At 71.3% G+C, this 21,014-nt stretch carries 18 protein-coding genes; 9 read left to right on the forward strand and 9 right to left on the reverse strand.

Annotated features, from left to right (window positions below):
• Positions 1–41: 41 nt before the first annotated feature.
• A complete protein-coding gene (locus tag OG948_RS41465) occupies positions 42–1,454 on the reverse strand; it encodes an FAD-dependent oxidoreductase (RefSeq protein WP_331770144.1) in 1,413 nt (470 codons plus the stop codon).
• A gap of 395 nt (positions 1,455–1,849) precedes the next feature.
• On the opposite strand from OG948_RS41465, the gene OG948_RS41470 reads away from it, so the two are divergent.
• The gene (locus tag OG948_RS41470; RefSeq protein WP_331770145.1) at positions 1,850–2,713 is read left to right on the forward strand and encodes a YwqG family protein; all 864 of its coding nucleotides are present in this window, start codon (positions 1,850–1,852) and stop codon (positions 2,711–2,713) included.
• Between the two features lie 87 nt (positions 2,714–2,800).
• Here the strand turns inward: OG948_RS41470 and OG948_RS41475 are convergent, their stop codons facing one another.
• The gene (locus OG948_RS41475) at positions 2,801–3,172 is read right to left on the reverse strand and encodes a hypothetical protein (protein ID WP_331770146.1); all 372 of its coding nucleotides are present in this window, start codon (positions 3,170–3,172) and stop codon (positions 2,801–2,803) included.
• Positions 3,173–3,363: 191 nt separating this feature from the next.
• Here OG948_RS41475 and OG948_RS41480 point away from each other — a divergent pair, with 191 nt between their 5' ends.
• Positions 3,364–4,035 (forward strand): TetR/AcrR family transcriptional regulator, encoded by a 672-nt coding sequence (locus OG948_RS41480; RefSeq protein WP_331770147.1) that lies wholly within the window; start codon positions 3,364–3,366, stop codon positions 4,033–4,035.
• 106 nt (positions 4,036–4,141) lie between these two features.
• Here the strand turns inward: OG948_RS41480 and OG948_RS41485 are convergent, their stop codons facing one another.
• Positions 4,142–6,400 carry an MMPL family transporter gene (locus OG948_RS41485; protein WP_331770148.1) on the reverse strand — a complete coding sequence of 753 codons (2,259 nt, stop codon included), beginning with the start codon at positions 6,398–6,400 and terminating at the stop codon, positions 4,142–4,144.
• A gap of 314 nt (positions 6,401–6,714) precedes the next feature.
• On the opposite strand from OG948_RS41485, the gene OG948_RS41490 reads away from it, so the two are divergent.
• Entirely contained in the window at positions 6,715–7,476 is a 762-nt protein-coding gene (locus tag OG948_RS41490; protein ID WP_331770149.1) for a TetR/AcrR family transcriptional regulator, read from the forward strand.
• 17 nt (positions 7,477–7,493) lie between these two features.
• Here the strand turns inward: OG948_RS41490 and OG948_RS41495 are convergent, their stop codons facing one another.
• Positions 7,494–8,195 carry a 2-phosphosulfolactate phosphatase gene (locus tag OG948_RS41495; RefSeq protein ID WP_331770150.1) on the reverse strand — a complete coding sequence of 234 codons (702 nt, stop codon included), beginning with the start codon at positions 8,193–8,195 and terminating at the stop codon, positions 7,494–7,496.
• Between the two features lie 60 nt (positions 8,196–8,255).
• Entirely contained in the window at positions 8,256–8,573 is a 318-nt protein-coding gene (locus OG948_RS41500; RefSeq protein ID WP_406300574.1) for a hypothetical protein, read from the reverse strand.
• 94 nt (positions 8,574–8,667) lie between these two features.
• Here OG948_RS41500 and OG948_RS41505 point away from each other — a divergent pair, with 94 nt between their 5' ends.
• On the forward strand, positions 8,668–9,567 hold the full coding sequence (locus OG948_RS41505; protein WP_331770152.1) for a LysR family transcriptional regulator: 900 nt from the start codon (positions 8,668–8,670) through the stop codon (positions 9,565–9,567).
• Positions 9,568–9,651: 84 nt separating this feature from the next.
• Here OG948_RS41505 and OG948_RS41510 read toward each other — a convergent pair whose 3' ends face one another.
• Entirely contained in the window at positions 9,652–10,275 is a 624-nt protein-coding gene (locus OG948_RS41510; RefSeq protein WP_406300575.1) for a hypothetical protein, read from the reverse strand.
• Positions 10,276–10,557: 282 nt separating this feature from the next.
• Between OG948_RS41510 and OG948_RS41515 the strand changes: the two genes are divergently transcribed.
• Positions 10,558–11,115 carry a TetR/AcrR family transcriptional regulator gene (locus tag OG948_RS41515; RefSeq protein WP_331770154.1) on the forward strand — a complete coding sequence of 186 codons (558 nt, stop codon included), beginning with the start codon at positions 10,558–10,560 and terminating at the stop codon, positions 11,113–11,115.
• Between the two features lie 166 nt (positions 11,116–11,281).
• The gene (locus tag OG948_RS41520; protein WP_331770155.1) at positions 11,282–12,976 is read left to right on the forward strand and encodes an alpha/beta fold hydrolase; all 1,695 of its coding nucleotides are present in this window, start codon (positions 11,282–11,284) and stop codon (positions 12,974–12,976) included.
• Positions 12,977–13,157: 181 nt separating this feature from the next.
• Here the strand turns inward: OG948_RS41520 and OG948_RS41525 are convergent, their stop codons facing one another.
• Entirely contained in the window at positions 13,158–13,895 is a 738-nt protein-coding gene (locus OG948_RS41525) for a hypothetical protein (protein WP_331770156.1), read from the reverse strand.
• Between the two features lie 160 nt (positions 13,896–14,055).
• The gene (locus tag OG948_RS41530; protein ID WP_331773476.1) at positions 14,056–15,069 is read right to left on the reverse strand and encodes an NADP-dependent oxidoreductase; all 1,014 of its coding nucleotides are present in this window, start codon (positions 15,067–15,069) and stop codon (positions 14,056–14,058) included.
• A gap of 101 nt (positions 15,070–15,170) precedes the next feature.
• On the opposite strand from OG948_RS41530, the gene OG948_RS41535 reads away from it, so the two are divergent.
• Entirely contained in the window at positions 15,171–16,103 is a 933-nt protein-coding gene (locus tag OG948_RS41535; protein WP_331770157.1) for a LysR family transcriptional regulator, read from the forward strand.
• A 211-nt stretch (positions 16,104–16,314) separates the two neighbouring features.
• On the opposite strand, the gene OG948_RS41540 is transcribed toward OG948_RS41535, so the two are convergent.
• A complete protein-coding gene (locus OG948_RS41540) occupies positions 16,315–18,015 on the reverse strand; it encodes a DUF885 domain-containing protein (protein WP_331770158.1) in 1,701 nt (566 codons plus the stop codon).
• 205 nt (positions 18,016–18,220) lie between these two features.
• On the opposite strand from OG948_RS41540, the gene OG948_RS41545 reads away from it, so the two are divergent.
• Positions 18,221–18,973, forward strand: coding sequence for a type III effector protein (locus OG948_RS41545; protein WP_331770159.1), 753 nt, complete (start codon positions 18,221–18,223; stop codon positions 18,971–18,973).
• 102 nt (positions 18,974–19,075) lie between these two features.
• Complete coding sequence (htpG, locus tag OG948_RS41550) at positions 19,076–21,001, forward strand: molecular chaperone HtpG (RefSeq protein WP_331770160.1); 1,926 nt, start codon at positions 19,076–19,078, stop codon at positions 20,999–21,001.
• Positions 21,002–21,014: the final 13 nt, after the last annotated feature.

A 21,014-nucleotide genomic window follows, 5' to 3' on the forward strand; every position in this document is an offset into this window, starting at 1 on the left:
CGGCGTCGAACCGTCGGGACACGCGGGGGCGCTCGCGCGGGTCAGGTGGTGAGCAGGTGGAGCAAGCGGGCGCGGTCGGGGCCCGGGGGGCCGAGTTCGCGGGCCGGATGAGCGCGGGCCGGGTGAGCGGTGGCCGCGTCGATCCGGGCTCGGATGTCGGGGCGGGCGAGGACCTCTTGCGGCAGGGCGAGGCAGGTGGCCGTTTCCAGTAGACCGCGGAAGACCTCGGCGTCGTGGAAGGCCGCGGCGCCGAATCCGCTCGTCGCGGTGGCCACCGGGGTCGCGTCGGCGATGCGGTCGGGTGCCATCTCGGCGGCGCGCGCCCGGTCGGCGAGGACCTGGTCCTGGTAGAACGGCGCGACGACGCGTTCGGTGGCCTGCTCCCACGCCGGCGGGAATCGGGCCGGGTCGTCGGCGTGTTCGCGCAGCACGTCCCGGAGGAGTTGGGCGTGGGTGAGTCCGACGCTCAGCCCCCGGGCGGCGGTGGGGTTGCCGGACGCCCACGCGTCGCCCACCGCGGCGAAACCGGTGGCCACGGGCCGTCCGTCGACCACCAGTCGCCGCCGGCGGTCCAGGACGCCGGCCATCGCCACGATGTCGGTGACGGGCGTACCGGCGAGCCAGTGCGCCTGGGCCGGGCAGGCTTGTACGACCCGGGTGAAACACGCCGGGTCGCGCAGCGCCTTGAGCGGCGCGTCGCCGGTGCGGGCGACCACCGTGACCGACCACGTGTCGTTGTCACCGGGGATCGTCAACAGCGAGAACGTGCCGAAGGGCGTGTACGGCGCGCCCCGACGCTCGGGCTGCCGAGGGCCGGTGAAGTAGCGGGTGTAGTAGGCGAATCCGCCCTCCTCCGATTCGGTCCGCGGGTCCGGGGCGTCGATGTCGGCCAACCAGCGCGTGGAGGGGGTACGCCGGCCGGTGGCGTCGACGACGAGGTCCGCGCGCAACTCGGCGCCGGCGCGGGTGCGGACGCCGACGACGTGCGGCGTACCCGGCAGGACCGGGCGTCCGGTGAGCAGGCCGGCGATCGGTGTACCGCGCAGGACCCGGACGCCCGCGTCCTCGGCGGCCGAGGCGAACACGGCTTCCACCACCGGCCGTCGGCCGGTGACGAAGCGGAACCGCTCGTCGTCGGGGTGCGGGGTGTAGCCCGTGACGCTCGGCGGCAGGGGCAGGAGGGCGCTCGCCTCGAAGCAGCCGGCCGCCACGAGACGGTCGATCAGTTCGGGGAGTTCGTCGGCGAGGACCCGGCGAAACCTCGGCAGGAGGTTGTGCGGCTGCCGGAATTGGGCAACTCCCGGGCGTTCCCAGGACCTCCAGGCCCGCGAGGGGTCGGCCGGGGGCGGTGCGGGGTCGCTCTCGCACACGGTCACGGTGTGCCCGTCGCGCAGCAGCAGAAGCGCCGCGGACAGTCCCACCACACCGGCGCCGCACACGATGATGGATGACATCGGGGCCTCCTGTCGCCTGCGCCACGGTGCCACGCCCGGCGCGGCCGGGCCACCTGTTTTCATCCGACGGCCAGGGCCACCCGCTCACCGGCCGGCCCACCTCCGGACGCTCGCCGCCGAGGCCCTCGAACGCATCGCGAACGACGAATCCGGTCCGGCCGCAGACCGGCTCCCCACGGCCGGCGCCCGCCAATGGCTCATCGGCATCCGACACCTTCGCCCATTGCTCGACCCACCGCCGGTTTCCGTGGACGTCCCCCTCTTCGACGTACCGACCCGACAAGCGGCGCCGGACCCGGGAACCGAGCGCGCGTACACCGGTCGGGCGGCGACCTCCGGGCGGCCGGCGGATGCCGACGGCACCGGTGTCGGTAACACGCTCCATCATGGCTCGCATGACCGACGATCGATACTCGCGGCTCGCGGCCGAGCATCTGCCCGACGATCTCGCCGAGCGGTGGACCGCTCTGCTGCGTCCATGCGTGCGTCTGCGCCGTGCGGCGGACGGCGAACACGTCGTCGCCGCTCTCGGCGGGGAACCGGAACTGCCGCCCGGGGCCGACTGGCCCGAGTGGCCGGGACAAGGTCCGCTGTCCTTCGTCGCGTCGGTGCGGTGCGCGCTGCTTCCCCGCGACGGGTTGACCTCCGACTTCCCGCACGACGGGACCTTGCTGTTCTTCTACTTCGACGGCCGCGGCGAAGATGCCGGCGAGGGTTCGTTCGTCTCCCCCTACGACCCCCAGTCGTGGGCGGGGGCCCGGGTGCTGTACATCCCCGGAGACACGCCGGCCTTCCGGGCGGAGACGCCCCCGGGGCCGGAACCGTACACGCGCGTGGAGTTGGCTGCGGTCGTCGAGGAGAGCGCTCCCGACCTGTGGCTGCCCCAGGTCCGGGAGGCCCTGCTCGGCGACGGCGGGCTCTGGCCCGACATGCGCGAAACCCCGGCCCCGCTCCGGCCGTTCATTCGGGCGTTCCGGCGGATGAACGGCTATCTCGACCACCGGATCGGCGGCCACGCCGTGCCGGTGCAGGGCCCGGTGGAGTACGACATCGCGTGCGGGGCGCTCGGCGGCTTTCACCCGTGGGGCACCCCCGTCCTGGACCGGGAAGCCGAACGCTGGGTCCTGCTCGCCCAGTTCGACAGTGACAGCGACGCGAAGACGATGTGGGGCGACGCCGGCGCCCTCTACTGGCTGATCCGTCCCGAAGACCTCGCCGCCCACCGCTTCGACCGGGCACGGCTGACCGTGCAGTGCTAGTGCCGGGCGCGGCACTGGGCCCTGTCATGGGCCCTGGCCGGGTGTTCGTTGCGCCGGTGGGACGGGCTTCGGTGCCTGTGGCCGCGCTCAGCGTCGGCGGGCGCGGTAGAGCGTGAAGATCAGTGCGGCGGAGGCGGCGACGATCAGGCCGACGAACGCCGGGTGGATGTCCTTGGACAGGCTCTGCGCGCCGTCGGGCCGCGCCAGCCACACGGTGAGCGGGATCGCGAACGCGACGGTCACGAGTACGGCTCCCGCCCGCACCGCCCGGTCGCGAACCCGAGTCAGGGCGCCGACCAGGGCCACCACGACCGGCACGCCGGCGAGCAGCGCGAACTGACCCAGGACCATGACCGGAACCGCCCACGCGGAGACGGTCACCGCCCGCGGAATGCGCCGGGCCGCCCCGTTCTCGGGGGACGTCGGCGAGGCCGACACGACGTTCGATGGAGCCGACATGACGCTCTCCTCGTATGCGAGTGGTCGGACGTACGGATCCCAAGGACCCGCGCCGCCATGTCCACTTAGATGATTTGCCGTTCGTTATAAGTTATAACTTGCACGCACGATCGACGTCAACCACTTGCGTGATATCTTCTAACCAGAACTTGAATATGTAGCCGGTTGGGTTCAGGGAGAGGTACGGCGGCATGGCGGACACCGGCGCGGCGACCCCGCGCGAGCGCTATCGCGCCCAGGTGCGCGCGGAGATCAAGCAACACGCGTGGGAGCAGATCGCCTCGGCGGGGGCGTCCGCGCTCTCCCTCAACGCGATCGCCAAGCAGATGGGCGTGAGCGGACCGGCGCTCTATCGGTACTACGCCGGCCGCGACGAGCTGATCACGGAACTCATCACGGACGCGTACCGAAGCCTCGCCGACACCCTCCGCGCGGCCGCCCACTCCGGTGGCGATCTGGCCGCACTGGCACACGCCCTGCGCGGATGGGCCCTGGCCGACCCTCAGCGGTACTTCCTCATCTACGGCACGCCCGTCCCCGGCTACCACGCGCCCGAAGACGTCACCGCCATCGCGGACGAGATCCTGGTGACTCTGCTCGACGCCTGCACCGCGCTGCCCCCGGACACCCGTGCGACGCCGTTCGACGCGCACCTCGAGGATCATCGGCACTGGGCGGGCGACCATCCCGCCTCATCCGCCGTCCTCCGCCGGGTCCTGGCCTTCTGGACCCGGCTGCACGGCGTACTGTCCCTGGAACTCGCCGGACACTTCACCGGAATGCGGTTCGACCCCGCCCTGCTGTTCGCGGCCGAACTGGAAGACCTGCTGAACCCTGGTGCGGCGCCTCCCCGCAACGGGTGAGTGAGCACCCGGGCGCCGCTCCCGGCCGGGCGAGCGCGGGCCGCGCGCGCGTGCCCGCCTCCGAGGACGGCGGAGGCGGGCACGGTACGGCAGCGGTCTCGCGTGGTCAGACTCCCGCCGAGTCCTTCTCGGTGGGCGCGCCGGCCTCAGCCGTCGGCGAGGTCGCGGCCGCGGTCGCGGCCACCGGCGCCGGGCCGGCTTCGCTGAGCCCGAATCGGTCGTGGAACTTCCGCAGCGGGCGCGGCGCGTACCAGGCCGAGCGGCCGAGCAGGCGCATCGCGACGGGCACGAGTACGCCGCGTACGGCGATGGCGTCGATGAGGATGGCCAGCCCGGTGCCCAGGCCGAACATCTGCATGAAGCTGATCTCGGCCGTACCGAACGCGAAGAAGCTCACCGCCAACAGGGCGGCGGCCGCGCTGACGATACGTCCGGTGTGCCCGAGGCCGTTGACCACCGCGGACTCGGTCCCCTCGCCCAGGTCGTGGAGTTCCTTGATCCGGCTGAGCACGAACACCTCGTAGTCCATCGAGAGACCGAAGGCGATGCAGAACATCAGCACGGTCATCGAGGTGTCCATCGGCTGCGGTGTGAAGCCGAGCAGGGAGGCCATGTGCCCGTCCTGGAAGATCCAGGTCATGGCGCCCAGGGCCGCTCCCAGGCTGATCAGGTTCAGCACCAGCGCGCGCAGCGGCTGCACGACGCTGCCGGTGAACAGGAAGAGGAGGAGGAAGGTGGTGACGGCGACCAGGGCCACCGCGATCGGGAGTCGGCCGGCGATGGAGTCCTTGGAGTCCACCAGTTCGGCGTCGGATCCGGAGACCAGGGGGTGTGTCCCGGCCGGCGCCGGCAGCGACCTCACCTCGGCGACCAGGTCCTGGGCGGCGCCCGATTTCGGCGCCAGTGCGCTCACCACGTCGATGCGCTGGGCGTCGGGGCGGCCCAGGGCCGTATTGCCGGGACCCGGCGCGGTCGAGCGTCCGCCGACGTAGGTTCCCGTGGAGGCCGAGACGCGGACGACGTCCTTGTGCTTGGACAGTTCGGCAGCGTACGCGGCCAACGGAGCCTCGCCCACCGGCCCGTCGATGACGATGTGCACGGCCGCGGCGTCGTTGCCGTTGTAGTTCTCCCGCAGCGCGGTCGAGACCTGACGGGTCTGCGCGTCCTCGGACAACACCCGTTCGTCGGCCGTACCGAAGCTGATCCCCAGGAGCGGGCTCGCGGCCAGCAGCAGAACCGCGAGCACCGGAATCGCGGTGAGCGCGGGACGTCGCATGACGGTGCCGGCGATCCGGCCCCACAGCGGCACCCGGGCGTCGGTGCGCCCGAGTTTCGCCCACGGCATGCGTCCGCTGTTGACCTTGTGCCCCAGGAGGGCGAGCAGGGCGGGCATCACGAACAGGGTGGCGACCGCGGCGACGATGATGACACCGACGCCGGCGTACGCGAACGAGCGGAGGAAGAACTGCGGGAACACCAGCAGCGATCCGAGCGCGGCGGCGACGGTGGCGGCGGAGAACGTGACGGTGCGGCCCGCGGTGCGCACGGTGTGCCGGACCGCGTCGTCCACCTCGGCCCCCGACGCGAGTTGCTCGCGGAACCGGCTGATCATCAACAGGGCGTAGTCGATGCCCAGTCCGAGGCCCAGGGCCGTGGTCAGGTTGATCGCGAAGATCGACACGTCGGTGACGCTGCCCAGGACGGCGAGGACGGCGAACGTGCCCAGGACCGCGACGGTGCCGATCACCAGCGGCAGCAGCGCCGCGACCACGCTGCCGAAGACGACCAGGAGCAGCAGGAGCGTCAGCGGCACGGCGATCGCCTCGGCCAGGACGAGGTCCTTGCCGCTCTGTGTCGCCAGTTCGTCGGCCACGGCGGTGGCCCCTCCGGCCCGGACGGTGAGCCCGTCCCCGTAGCGTCCGGTGTAGGTGTCGACGATGCTCTTGACGTTCTTTCCCTGCTCCGTGTCGTCGCCCTTCACGTGGGCGAGCACGATGGCCTCGCGGCCGTCCTTGGAGCGCAGGTTCGGGTTGTCCGTGTCCCAGTACGAGATCACGTTGTCGAGCTTCTGTTCCTTCTTGAGGTCCGCCACCAGGGCCGGCCCGCTCCGTTTCGCGGCGGGGCCGTCGACGCCGCCGTCGGAGGGGCGGACCAGCAGGACCAGGTTCGGCTCCCCGCCGAACTTCTCGTCGATGACCCGCCCGGCACGGGTGGACTCGGAGGCCGGGTCGTCGAAGCCGCCCCCGCCCAGCAGCTTGCCGAACGCGCCGAAGCCCACGACGCCCATGAGGACCACGGCCAGGGCCGCGACCACGAGTACCGCCTTGGGCCGGCGAACCACCAGCTCGGCTATGCGGTCGAACACGCACTTCTCCCTTGCACTCTCTTGCACTCTCACTGCGAAAACGACATGACAAAGGTCGGAACGACCTGATGGGGGTGGGCCGGGCGTCCTTCCGATCAGCGGAAGCGGGGCGTCCGGGGCGGCGCCGACGAGGCGGAAGAGACCGCTCCTCCGCGTCCATCGTGTTTCGCGTATCGGGGACGGGATGCGATGTCGCACGCCCCGTCGCCATGGACGACATTAGTGAGGTACAAGAATCTTTGGCAGTGTTAGATTTTCTTCACAGAGTGCGGTTTTTGGATGCGGTGCCGCAGGGTTCGTCGTACGGTCGTCGCATGCCTCCAGCCGAAGCCCCAGCGGCCGTGCCCACCCTGCGCCAGCGGCGCCGGGCCGTCGCCGTCCAGGAGATCCTGAGCGCCGCCGAGAGCCACATCGCCGAACACGGACCTCACTCGTTGTCCCTACGCGCGGTCGCCCGGAGCCTCGGCATGACCGTGCAGGCGCTCTACCACTACTTTCCGAGCCGGGACGACCTCGTCACCGCGCTGATCACCAAGGCGTACGACGACCTGGCCGACGCCGTGCAAGCCACGGTCGACGCCGCGCACGACACGGCCGTACCGCGCCTGGTGGTGGCGGCCGAGGGTTACCGCCGATGGGCCATCGCCAATCCCGAACGGTTCCAACTGATCTACGGGGCCCCGTTGCAGCACTACCGGGCGCCCGCCGACGGCCCCACCACGCAGGCGGTCCGCCGGATGAGCGCGATCTTCCAGCAGGAACTGTTCGCCGGGCTGACCACGCAACAACTGGGCGCCGCCGACACGCCCGCGCTCTCGCCCCCGCTCCGCAAACACCTGGAGGGCCTGCCACCGGACGGTCTGGGCGATCTGCCGCCGGCGGCGGCCGCCCTCATCCTGAGCTCGTGGGGGCACATGCACGGCCTCGTCGCCCTGGAAGTGTTCGGCCACACCGCGTTCATCGGCACGCACCAGGCCGAGATCTTCCGCATCGCGATGCTCGACATGTACGCGGACGTGCACCGCCGAATTCCGGCCGCCGAACCGGCCGTTGCGCCGCCGGAGCCGACGACCTGAGTCGGACCCGCCGGCGATCAGATCCAAGCGCGGTCGGTCGGCGAAGGCACGGCGCACGGACGCAGGACCATGAGCGAGTCCGCCAAGGTCGCCACCATGGCGAAGGGGAACCGGTCGAGTTCGAGACAGAGTGCGACGTCGTCGGGATGGGCTCCCTCACGCACCCCCTCCGTCAACTCGGCGGCGGCGCGCGACTCGCCGGCACGGCGGAGGAACTCGGCCGCGTCCGTGTCGGCCCCGGTGGCCCTGCGAGCGATGTATTGAGCGCAGGCCAGGTCTTCGTCGGCCTGCCCGTCGTCGCCGGTGACCACGAACGTGACGCTCTCACACTCGTGTGTCCGCAGGAGCCGAGCCGTTGCCTCCGCCACCACGAAGCTCGCGCACAGCACCAGCGGCGCCTCCTTGACCGCAAGGGCACCGACCGTCCCTGCCGTGGTCTTCTGCACAACGGTCCGTCCGCCGAGGTCGATGGACCGCAGCAGGCCCGGCGAGTTGACGGTGTCGAACCCGGGCGCCGGCGGACCGTCCTTGAGCGCCACCCAATCCGGGTGGCGACCCTTGAGCGCCAGGGCTTCGGCCGGTGACTCGGCGAGCACGATCCTTTCCGCCCCCTGGGCAAAGGCCCAGGCAGCCACTGTGAAAGCACGCATGACGTCGACCACGACCGCCACGGACGGGGGTTCGACCAGCTCGGCGATGCCGAGGAAACGAGCGTCCATCCGGCGATGATCGCGCATACCCGCCCCCCGGCACCGCCTACAGCCCAAATGCGCAGCCGCTTATGCCAACGGCTCGTGGTTGACCCAGATCGCCTTGTACGGGTACCGGCCCTGCCAGCGCTTGATGAGGTCGAGGGCCCCGGGCATGACGAAGGTCGCGTTCAGGGCGTCGAGATCGGTCAGGCGCATCTGCACGATGGCACTGGCAACCGCCACCGGGGCGTGGTCGTCACCCGGGACGCGGATGTGGTGCCGCGCCGAGAACGAGTCGACCAGGCCGGAGCCCATGACGAGCTCCTCGAGCTCTGTCAGGTACCGGTCCAGCTCACTGGCGGGAATCGGATTGTCGAACGCTGCGATCATCGTGTGGTGAATCATGGGCCCAGTGAACTGGGCCTTTGATAATGCGTCCAAGACCCGTTCGTTCTCGTTCCATGCCTGCGGGGAATGGATCGGACGATAGCCTTGACGCATGGCCGAGTTGGAGACCCGCGAGCTGGAGTACTTCGTCGCGCTGGCCGAAGAGCTGCATTTCGGTCGTGCCGCGGCCCGGCTCACCATCGCGCAACCGGCTCTTTCCAAGGCGATCCAACGCCTGGAATCCCGCCTGGCAGTGAAGCTGCTGGAGCGCACCAGCAGGCAGGTGACCCTCACCCCCGCCGGCGAAGCGCTGCTGCGCCACGGCCGGCACGCTCTCAACGCCGTCGCTGCGGCGGCCGAGAAGGCCCGCCGCGCCGGCGATCGGCAAGCCCACCTGCGACTGGTGATCAAACCCGGCGGCGATGCGAACCTCCTGTCCGGGATCCTGGCCGCCTACGCCCGCCGGCCCGACGCCCGTCAGGTGGACATCATCTTCGGCGGGTCCACCGACCGGGCCGACCACATCCGCGACGGACGGGCCGATGTCGCCCTGTTGTACGCACCGTTCGACGACCTGACCGGGCTGGACCACGAAACCCTGGCGGTCGAAGGACGCGTGGCGATCCTGCCGCCGGGCCACCGGCTCGCCTCCCGCAGCGAGGTCACGCTCGCCGACCTCGCCCGGGAGACGTTGCCGCGCTGGAAGGGAGTGAGCTGGACGGGTGCGCCCGAGGGCGAGCCCGGGCCCGAGGTCGCGGACGCCTCCGAAGCCCTGCACATGATCAGGCTCGGGCGCACCATCGCGCTGCTGCCGCGCTCTCTGGCCACACCCGTGCACCCCGACCTCGTCTACCGGCCCGTGAGCGACGCTCCCGGCAGCGAGCTTGTCCTCGCCTGGGCACAAGACGACCGTCGACGCCTGGTCGCCTCCTTCGTTGCCGCCGCCGCGGAGGCGGCAGGGATCGAGGACTCGCCGACGACGCGGATGCGCAGTCGACCACCGGAACACTGACGACGCTCCGCCGACCGCCGTCAGCGGCCGATCGGCCACACGGCCCGGAGGTGGATGCCCCCCGTGCGCTCGATCCGACCGGCGCTACGCCGAAGGTGCCTGTGTCGCCGCGTCGAGGATCGCCTCGATCGCCTGCTCGTAGACGTACCCGTATCCGTTCACGAACAGCTCCATGCGCGATCCCGGACCCGCCTCCCGGTCCGGGACGCCGAGCCGGACCACCCCGGCCGGCGTACGCAGCGTGAACGCCTCGTAGCCTCCACCGCACGCGTCCACGTCGACGTTCACCTCCTCGTCCCGCAATGCCAGGCCGCGCCGGGCGAGTTCGGCCCGCAGCAGCGTGACGTTCCGGGCGATGGCGAGCAACCCGTCTGCCTCGTCGGCCAGTTCCTTCACCAGGTCGGCCCATGCGTAGGAGTCGGTATCGCACTCGATCGACCAGGGTCCGTCCGGCTCGGCCGCGCGCACCACGGCGAGTTCCACACCGGGCATGGCGATCCAGTGCTCGATGTTCTCGTGCGCCCGAACCGCGAACAGCCGGTACTCGGCCCGCCCTTCGTCGTCCTCCTCGGCTGCGTCCGGATCGACCAACCCCTCGGCCGCGCAACCACGCTCGACGAGCTCGGCCGCGAACGCGACCATGTTCGCCCGCGCCAACGCATCGATGCCCGCGCTCTCGGACTCGCGCGAACCGGTCGTGGCCCCCACGGAAATCGGCGTGGCCGAATTCGGCTCCTCAGGCATAGACTCGCCCCTCCTCGCATCCCCGTCGTCGTCTTCGCCGTACACGATCCCATCCTGACCGGCCCGACGCGCGGCCACGACGGGAACATCCCGGCCGCCGTCCGCCGGATCGCGCACCGGGCACGCACCCACGTCGCGGCGCGCTCGCGATGTTCCGGCGCGCCGCAGGCCTCCGCTCCGGCCCCGGCGGCGGAAAACGAGTGCAGGTGGTTGCGAGAATATGTAGATCGGTCTAGCTTTGGCGTCATGGGACAGAAGGGCACCGAGACGCGGAACCAGTTGCTGGACGCGACGCAGGAATTGGTCGAGACCGGAGGATACTTCGGCACCGGGCTCAACCAGGTGATCGCGGTCAGTGGTGCGCCCCGCGGCTCGCTCTACTTCCACTTCCCGGGTGGCAAAGATCAGCTGGTCGGCGAGTCCGTCCGACGAGCCGGGCGCACGATCGGCGACACGCTCGCGGATCTGGCCGAGTCCAGCGCGTCGGCAGCGGAGTTCGTCGACGCGATGTTGCACCGGTTGGGCGACCGACTGGAGGAGTCGGGCTGGCGCAAGGGGTGTCCGGTGGCGACCGTGGCGCTGGAGACGTCCGCCACCAACGACCCGCTCCAGGAGGCCTGTTCCGAGGTCTACACCTCATGGGAGGCGGCCTTGCGCACACGACTCGCGGACCGTCCGGACGCCGACGACCTCGCGATCACGATCCTTGCGCTGGTGGAGGGGGCGCTCCTGCTCGCCCGGGCGCACCGCAGCAGGAAGCCCCTGGACGCCGTCGCGCGCCGGGTCGCCGCCCTGCTGAGCTGAAGCGACATGGCCCGGCTCGACCCGACGCACCCGGCCGGCCCCGGCTCACCCCGGCCCGACCGCGGATCTCAGCGTGCCCGAAAAATATGTAGACCGATCCACAGACCAACGCCGGCACGGCTCAACCCGTGCCGATCCACACCAGCCCGATCCAAAGAGGAGCTTCATGGACGCGATCGTCTTCGGTGCCAACGGCTTCATCGGCCGCTCCCTCGTCGCCGAGCTGCTCACCCGAGGTCAGCGGGTGGCGGCAGCCGTACGCGACGACGGCAACGACGCCCTCACCACGTGGCTGGCCTCCCGAGGCGTCGGCACCGACGGTCTGAAGGTCGTCACCGCCGACATCACACGTCCGCTTTCGGGGCTGCCCCAGGCACGCGACGTCTACAACGCCGCCGCTCGCTTCGCCTTCGGCCTCGAAGCGCGGGAGGCGCGGGCGACCAACGTCACCGGGGCGCTCAACGTGCTCGAATGGGCCGCCGCGCTGCCCCGGTTGCGGCGACTGGTACACATCAGCGGGTACCGGGTCAGCGCGCACGAGGGCCGTCCCGACTACGCCCGGCAGGGGGCGTACGAGGCGTCGAAGTTCGAGGGGGATCTCGCGGTGCGCGCCCGGGCGCGCGCGTTGGGGACCCCGCTGACCATCGCCAATCCCAGCACCGTGATCGGGCCGGGCCAGTACCTCGGTCTGGCCGCCCTGGTCGAGGACCTGTGGAACGGGCGGCTTCCCGCGCTGCCCGGCAGCCGCGACACCTTCCTCCCGATCACCACGATCGACTACTTCGTGCGATTCCTGGCCGAGATCCCCGCGTCACCCGCCGGTGAGCACCATTGGGTGCTCGACGACGACACTCCGCTGCTCCCCGAGCTGATCGCCACGATCGCCGACCACGCCGGCGTACGGGCGCCCCGCCGGACCATCCCGGTCGGCCTGCTGCGGAGCCTGCCGCGCGCGTTGACCGGCGCCGACCCCGAGACGCTGTCCTTCCTGTCGACCGACCGCTATCCCACCGCATCCGCCCGCGCGTTCGCCGCGAGCGCCGGGCTGCACATGCCTTCGGCCGCCGAGGCGCTGCGGGCCTGGGCCGACGAGTTGGTGGCCGCCCGCTTCGGTGCCGCGACGCCCTGGCTGAGCCCGTACGGCTTCCACGCCGTGGCGGGCAGCCGTACCTGGGTCACCGGGGACCGACACTCCCCCACCCACGTCCTGCTGCACGGACTGCCGATGAACGCCGACCTCTGGGCCCCTCTCGCCGCCCACCTCCCGGGGCCGATCCTGGCCCCCGACCTGCCGGGCTTGGGACGCTCAGGCCCCACATCCCAAGCCGTGGACGCGTGGTTGGCCGATCTCATGGGCCCGGTGCGGACCCGCCCGGTGCTGGTCGCGCACTCCGCGGCCTGTGTGCCCGCACTGCGCTTCGTCGTCGATCATCCCGACCGGGTCGGCGAACTCGTGCTCGTCGCACCGGCGTTCCTCCAGGCACCGGCGTCGCCGCTGATGCGCTCGGGCATGGTCGGGCCGAGGCTGCGCCGCATGTCCGCCGCTCGGCTGGCCCGCGCCCTCGGCATCCCCGAAGGGGCGGAAGTGGACAGCGCCGCAGCCGACTTGCACCGTCGTGCGGTGGCGCGCCGGGTCGCCGCGTCCATCCGCACGGACTTCGCCGAGCGTCGGAGCGCCCGGGCGTTGCTGGACCGGGTGACCGTCCCGATCCGGATCGTCGTGGGAACCTCCGACCCCTTGATCACGGCCGTCGATCACCCGGTGGCCGAGATCCCCGGAGCCGGCCACTACCCCCAACTGACCCACCCCGCCCTGCTTGCCCACCACCTCGGCGCCGCCGGGGCCGCGACCGACGACTGACCCGAGAAGTGCACGAACACAGCCGGCACACGCGGCCCGTGGAGACGGCGTCGACCTTCTTCTTCGCGCGCCTGCGGTGGTCGACGTACGTGGAGTCGCGGACCCGCGAACGAGCGGGCAGGTGTGGCCGGTTCGACGATCGCGTCAGGAGAAGGCCCTGCCCTTGACGGTAAACTCCACCTCACCGACCACCCCGATGCGGCCCTCGCCCCGGGCCATCCGGTGCCGGGGCCGCACCCTCCCCCGGGGTCCGCATGCCGACGGCCCCGAGGACGTCCGGAACCACCCGAACCCCGTTGAAGCGCCACGCGACAAGCTCGGCCCGATCCACGTCGAGCCCGCCCAGGTCCAACCTCCGCCGAGCGGCGACCCACTCCACGAGAGCCTCGGGGCGTTCGATCGGGCCGGCGAAGTGCACCAGCGTCAGATACCAGACGTCGCGCGGGTGGTCCGCCTCGAGCCACCCGTCCTCGCCCAACGCCCGGGCCAGAGCCCCGGCGAACTCGTCGGCGCAGCCGTCCTCCGGCCCCAGACACAACATCACGCTGTTCGCCGTCAAGGTCAGGCCCCGCACCCGGAAGCGGATGCTCGGACACTGCGCCGCGGCTCGGCGCAGCGAAGAGACGTAACGTGCCGCCGCCGGATCGTCCGCGGGGATCGGCGTGCGGTGCGGCTCCACCGCGCGGACGGTGATGTGTGCCGAGCCGCGGGCGCCGGTCGGCCAGTGCCCCCGTCCCGCGACGGCCAGTGCCTCGAACGCCAGCGCGTGCACCCGATCCGTGACAGCGGCCTCCGGTCTCAGGACGATCGAGGTTCCCCATCGAGGGCCGTTCGCCCTCGGCGGTTCCTGCATCTGGACCGCCCCGTCGAGAACGGCCTCCCGACCGGCCCGAAACAACCTGTCGAACACCTCGTCCATACGCTCATGATGACCCACCCGGCCCTCGGGTATGGGGATCCCTCGTCGCCGAATTCGCCCACTCCCCTCGGCATCTCCCTCGCCGAGGACACCATCCGACCAGGACCCGCCGCGGCCCGCCCCCGCACCGCCCGGTGTCCGTCACCGGGCGCTCGACCCCCTATGCGTGTGCCGCCTTGACGATCATCTTCCCCGTGTTGCCGCCGCGCAGCATGGACAGGAACGCCTCCACGATCCGTTCGAATCCCACGACGACCGTCTCGTCCGACGCGAGCCGCCCGTCGAGCAGGTGGGGCGCCGCGAACGTGTACAACTCGTCGCGCACGTCGCCGTGGTCGCGGACCAGGAATCCCTCCATGCGCAGGCTCTTCTCCACGAAGTCCGCGTGATCGAAGCGCACGGGCGGGGTGTCCGGCCGGTTGTACTGGCTGATCGTGCCGACCCGGACGATGCGGCCGCGTTCGCGCAGGGCACCGACCGCTGCCGCGAGGTGGTCGCCGCCGACGTTGTCGACGAATACGTCGACGCCGTCCGGCGCGGCCCGCGCGAGAAGGTCCGCGACCGGGCCTTCCCGGTAGTCGAAGACCTCGTCGTAGCCGACCTGCTCGGTCAGGTACGTCGCCTTGGCCGCCGATCCCGTACTGCCGACCAGTCGCCCGACACCCAACAGGCGCGCGAAGCGGCCGACGGCGGTGCCGACCCCGCCCGCCGCGCCGGAGACGAACAGGTCGTCGCCCTCGCGGAGCCGGGCGATGCGGGTGAGGGCGACGTACGCGGTCAGTCCCGTACCGCCCAGCAGACCCAGGTGCGCGGACGGCGCAACGCCCGGCAGTTCGGGAAGCGGTTGCACCTCGTCCGGACCGACCACCGCGTGCGTGCGCCAGCCCCGGCGGTGGAAGACCAGCGCGCCCTCGACCAGCCCCGGATCGTGGGAGGCGACGACCAGCCCGACCGTACGCCCCTCCAGCGGTGCGTTCAGGGCGAACTCGCCGTCCATCATCTCGCGGTGGTACGGGTCGACGGACCAGTACAGGTTCTCGACCAGCGCCGTGCCCCGAACCGGCTCGGGCACCGGCGTCTCGACGAACCGGAACTGGTCGGGCGTGGGGAAGCCGCTGGGACGGGCGGTCTGCTGGACGGTGACCGCCGTGCTGTTCGGCAGGAGCGAGTTCATGGCACGGACCGTATGCAGGAATGGGCGGGCCGGGCAGAGGGTTGCGCTCATGACCGATTCGTATCCATGAGCCACGCTCATGGCAGCAGGTGGGAGCCCTGATGACGGCCCGAGCCGACCTTTCTCCGCAAGAGCTGCGGATCCTCGTCGCCGTGGCCGACGAGGGAGGGTTCTCGGCCGCGGCCGCAGCGCTGGGCAGCACTCAATCGGGTGTCTCGCACGCGATGCGCGGCATCGAACGCAAGGTCGGTGCGGTCCTGTTCGAACGCGGCCGGACCGGGGCCCGACCCACGCCGGCGGGTACGACGGCCGCGGCCCACGCGCGGCGCGTGTTGCGAATGCTGGATGTCCTGGTCGTCGAGGCACGCGGGGCCGGTCGGGGCGCCGGCATGGGCGACGGAGCCGCCGGCGGATCGCTGCACATCGCCGCGTTCCGCAGCGCCGCCCTGCACCTGCTGCCGCCGGTGCTGGCACGGCTCACCGCCCGCCACCCGGATATCGAACCACGGGTGCGGATCGTGCGGGAGGTCGGTCCCGGCACCGCCGGGGAGGTTGCCGAGGGGCGCGCGGACGTGAGTATCGCGACCCTGGGGACGCCGACGCCGCCGGGCCTGGTCGGGGGTGTCCTGCTGGAGGAGCCCTACGCGTTGGTGCATCCCGCCGGGCATCCCGATCCCCGCTCACTGCCGCTGGTCGACTGGACCGAGAACTGTTCCTCGTACACGCGCGAGTGGTGGGCGACCCAGGACTGGATCCCCCGCGCCACGGTCGAGGCGGAAGACGACGGAGCCGTCCTCGCCATGGTGGCCGGCGGTTTCGGCATGGCGATCATGCCCGCGCTCTCCCTCACCGACACGCCGCCCTCCGTGGAGGTCGCCGACCTCGGCCCGAAGCGCCCGACACGCTCGGTGGGTTACCTCACCACCCCCGAACTCGCCGCGTCCGCCGCGGTCGGAGCACTCGTCCGCGAACTCCGCCTCGCCCACGCGTCCCGGATACCCCCGAACCCGTCGTCGCGGGTCGGTGTCGGGTGACGTCCTCGAACACGACGGCGGGCGCAACGCCGAACACACCGTCCGACGCCACCTCCGCCGACGCCACCTCCGCCGGCGCCTCCGACACGGTGGCCCGCCTCGGCCCGCCGGCGGCCGGCGGTGGGTCCTGCGTGTCCGGCCGGGGACCCACCACCGCGCCATCCCTGGTGCGGGCCGACCGAGTGGCCCGCATCGGCCCGAGCTGCGGAAACTACGGAGCCGGCACCGAGGACAGTTCGTCCGCCAGATCGTCGAGCCCCAGCGAACCCTGCGACAACGCCGCCATGTGCCAGGCCTTCAGATCGAAGGCCGCGCCCTGGGCCTTCCGCGCGTTCTCGCGTCCCAGGAGCCAGACGCGTTCGCCGAGCTTGTAGCCGATGGCCTGGCCGGGAATGGTCAGATAGCGGGTGAGCTCGCTCTCCACGAAGTCGGCGGGCCGGCTGCTGTGCATACCGAAGAACTCCTGCGCCAGTTCCGGAGTCCAGCGCTCGCCGGGGTGGAACGGGGAGTCCGCGGGGATCTCCAGCTCCAGATGCATCCCGATGTCGACGATGACCCGGGTGGCGCGCATCATCTGGGCGTCGAGGTAGCCCAGGCGCTGCTCGGCGTCGGTGAGGAAGCCGAGTTCGTCCATCAGGCGCTCGGCGTACAGTGCCCAGCCCTCGGCGTTGGCGCTCACCCCACCGATGGTGGCCTGGTAGCGGGACAGGTCGCCCGCGACGAGCGTCCACTGCGCGAGTTGGAGGTGGTGGCCGGGCACGCCCTCGTGGTACCAGGTCGACACGAGGTCGTAGACCGGGAACCTGGTCCGGCCCATGGTCGGCAGCCACGTGCGGCCCGGACGGGTGAAGTCCTCGGACGGCGGCGTGTAGTACGGCGCGGCGGCGCTCCCGGGCGGGGCGATGCACGACTCGACCTTGCGCACCTGCGCGGCGAGTTCGAAGTGCGTGCCGTCGAGGCGGTCGATCGCCTGGTCCATCAGGCCCTGTAGCCATGCCTGGACCTCGTCGACGCCATCGATGTGCGTGCCGTGCTCGTCGAGGTGGGCGAGCGCGACCCAGGGCGTCGCGGCGCCGGGGAGGACCTTCTCGGCCTCCTCCCGCATCTCGCCCAGGAGACGGTGGTACTCCGACCAGCCGTAGGCGTAGGCCTCGTCCAGGTCGAGGTCCGTGCCGTTGAAGAAGCGCGACCACAGCGCGTACCGTTCGCGCCCGACGATGTCGGGCGCGCCGGCGATGGTGGGGGCGTACACGTCCCGCATCCAGTCGCGCAGCGCCGTGACGGCGACGGTGGCGGCGCGGGCGGACTCGTCGAGTTCGGTACGCAGCGCCTCCGGTCCGGCGGCGGCGAAGTCCTCGAACCAGCCGCGTCCGTTGCCGTCGGTGTCGGCCCACTCGCCGAGTTGCTCGACGCACGTCGCGGTCGGGCGAGGGCTCGCGTACAGCTTGCGCTCCAGGCCCAGGGCGAGCGACGCGCGATAGCCCTCCAGCGCGCCCGGCACCGCGCGCAGGCGCTCGGCGATCGCGGACCAGTCCTGCTCGGTCTCGGCGGGCGTCACGGGGAACACCTCGCGGACCTCGTGCAGCGGCGTACCGAGGTTGCCGACGGCGCGCAGGCCCTCGCCGGCCTCGTGCACCGCGAGTTGCGCGGTCAGCCGCTCGCGGAGCAAGCGCGCACAGCGCCGCTCGATGTCGCTGTCCGCGCCGGGCAGTTGCTCGGCTTCGGCGAGCCTGGCGAGGGTGGCCCGCGCAAGGTCGGCGCGCACCTCCTGCCCACCGGGGGAGAGATCGGGCAGCTTGGCGGAGCTGGCCGGGACACCGAGGTAGGTTCCGGTGACCGGGTCGAGCGCGATGAGTTCGTCGACGTACGTGTCGGCGACCTGACGGGGCAACGAGGGGCTGTTGTCTGACATGTGGACATCCTCATACGGCGAGGGCACCGCCGTCACGCGGAGTTCCCATCCCGTCCGCGATCGCACGCGCCCGCGGGGCACGCCGAGGTGCTCACCAACCGTGAGCGTCTGGACGCGCTCGCACACTCCGCCCTATCGTGTCGTCGCTACGACGACACGATATGGCGTCGCCGAGGAGACGACTCCGGCCGAGGAGACGACTCCCATGGGCACCAAGGGAACGGGGCGCGAGGGGACGGGGCACACGGGCATGGGGTACGACGAGCGCAACCCGGGGCCGACGCTCGGCACGGCATCCGGCCGTGTCCCTGCCGCCCCGACCACCATGGACACCGGTGTGGCCCTCGGGCGGATCCGGGACGCGATGCGCGCGGCCCGGGAGCCGATGCGTTCACCCGATACGTCCGACCCGCCGTTGAGCGCGAACCAGGTGCTGGTCGCGCTCACCCTGCTGCGCGAGCTGCGCTTGGAGATCGCCGGCTGGGAGCCCGATCTGATCGAGGCCGCCCGGCGGTTGGGGACGAGCTGGGCGGATCTGGCACCGGCCCTGGGCGTGGCCGGCCGGCAGGCGGCCGAACGGCGCTATCTGCGGCTTCGACCCGCCCCCGACGGTTCGACGGCCACCGGCGAGCAGCGGGTGGCCGCCGAGCGGGACCGGCGGGCCGGTGACCGGGCGGTGGCCGGCTGGGCCCGGACCCACGCCGCCGGCCTTCGGCAATTGGCCGGGCAGATCGGCGCCTTGACCGACCTGCCGGCCGGCGCCGAGCCCGACCTGGCCGCGCTGCGACGGGCGCTGGGCCGGGACGATCCCGCGGACCTCCTGGGTCCGCTGGCCGAGGCCCGCGGCCATCTACAGCCCGGCCATCCGGCGCTGGCCGAGCGGGTCGGCGTCGTGGTTCGCAGTACCGCCGAGGTGCGCCGGGCGTGCGATCACCGCCGCCGGGCACGGCAGCGGTGAACGTCCCGCGCGTTCCCGGTCCGCGCCATATCGGTTCATCGTCACGTTCTCGTCCGGACAAGTTTCATCCCGACATGTTTCATCCCGAAAGGAGACCCCAGGGTGGGTAGCAGCGTCGAAACGCTGGAATTCCAGGCCGAGACCCGTCAGTTGCTCCAGTTGGTGATCCACTCGATCTACTCGAACAAGGACATCTTCCTGCGCGAGCTGATCTCGAACGCCTCCGACGCACTGGACAAGCTGCGGCTGGAGTCCCTGATCGACTCCGACCTCGAGGTCGACACGTCCGACCTGCACATCGCCTTGGTCGTGGACAAGGACGCCCGCACGCTGACCGTCCGCGACACCGGGATCGGCATGAGCCGGGACGACATCGTGGACCTGATCGGCACGATCGCCAAGTCCGGCACCGCGGGTCTGCTGGAGAAGATCAAGGAGGCCAAGGAAGCCAAGGACACCGTCGCGGCGCAGAGCCTGATCGGGCAGTTCGGCGTCGGCTTCTACTCGGCGTTCATGGTCGCCGACAAGGTCACCCTGCGCACCCGGCGGGCCGGCACCGACTCCGGCACCGAGTGGGAGTCCGACGGTGAGGGCACCTACACCATCGGGGCCGTCGACGACCTGCCCGTGGGTACCTCGGTCACCCTCCACCTCAAGACCGCCGACAGCGAGGACGGGCTGGCCGACTACCTGGCCGATTGGAAGATCCGCCAGATCGTCAAGCAGTACTCGGACTTCATCCGCTGGCCGATCCGGATGGCCACCGAGCGCACCGACGCCGACGGCGTCACCACGCACGGGGTCGACACGCTCAACTCGATGAAGGCGCTGTGGGCCCGGCCGCGCAGCGAGGTGACCGAGGCCGAGTACAGCGAGTTCTACCAGCAGATCAGCCACGACCGGCTCGACCCGGCCGAGACCATCCACATGCGCGCCGAGGGCAACTTCGAGTACGAGGCGCTGCTGTTCATCCCGTCGCAGGCCCCGTTCGACCTGTTCTCCCGCGAGACCAAGAGCGGCGTGCAACTGTACGTCAAGCGGGTGTTCATCATGGACGACTGCGAAGCGCTGATGCCGAACTACCTGCGCTTCGTCAAGGGTGTCGTGGACGCGCACGACCTGTCGCTGAACATCTCCCGCGAGATCCTGCAGCAGGACCGGCAGATTCGCGGCGTGCGCCGGCGCCTGGTCAAGAAGGTCCTCGGCGCGATCAAGGACATGCAGGCCAAGGACGCCGAGCGCTACACGACGTTCTGGGCCCAGTTCGGCCGCGCGTTGAAGGAGGGCCTCTTCGAGGACCCCGACAACACCGAGGCCCTGCTGGAGCTGGTGTCCGCCGCCTCCACGCACGACGCGGAGAAGACCACCACGCTGCGCGAGTACGTCGAGCGCATGAAGGACGGTCAGGACGCGATCTACTACCTGACCGGCGAGACCCGCGCGATGGTGGAGAACTCGCCGCACATGGAGGCGTTCGCCGCCAAGGGGTACGAGGTCCTGATCCTCACCGACCCGGTCGACGAGGTCTGGGTCGACCAGGTCCCGGCCTTCGACGGGCACAGCCTGCAGTCCATCGCCAAGGGACAGGTGGACCTCGACGAGCCGGCCGACGGCGACGAGGAGGCCGGGTCGGAGAAGGCCAAGCGCGAGCAGGACTTCGCCGCCCTGCTGCCGTGGCTGACCACGACCCTGTCCGAACAGGTCAAGCAGGTCCGGCTGTCGTCGCGGTTGACCACGTCGGCGGCGTGCATCGTCGGCGACGCCAACGACATGACCCCGACCCTGGAGAAGATGTACCGGGCGATGGGTCAGCAGATGCCCCCGGTCAAGCGCATCCTGGAGCTCAACCCGACGCACCCGCTGATCACCGCGCTGCGCTCGGCGCACGAGGCGAACGCCGACGACCCGGCGCTGGCGGACGTCGTCGAGCTGGTGTACGGCGGCGCGCTGCTCGCCGAGGGCGGCGACCTGCCCGACCCGGCCCGCTTCACCCGCCTGCTGACCGACCGCCTGGCCCGCGGCCTGTGAGCGACGGCCGACG

The sequence above is a fragment of the Embleya sp. NBC_00888 genome, assembly GCF_045207655.1.
Lineage (GTDB): Bacteria > Actinomycetota > Actinomycetes > Streptomycetales > Streptomycetaceae > Embleya.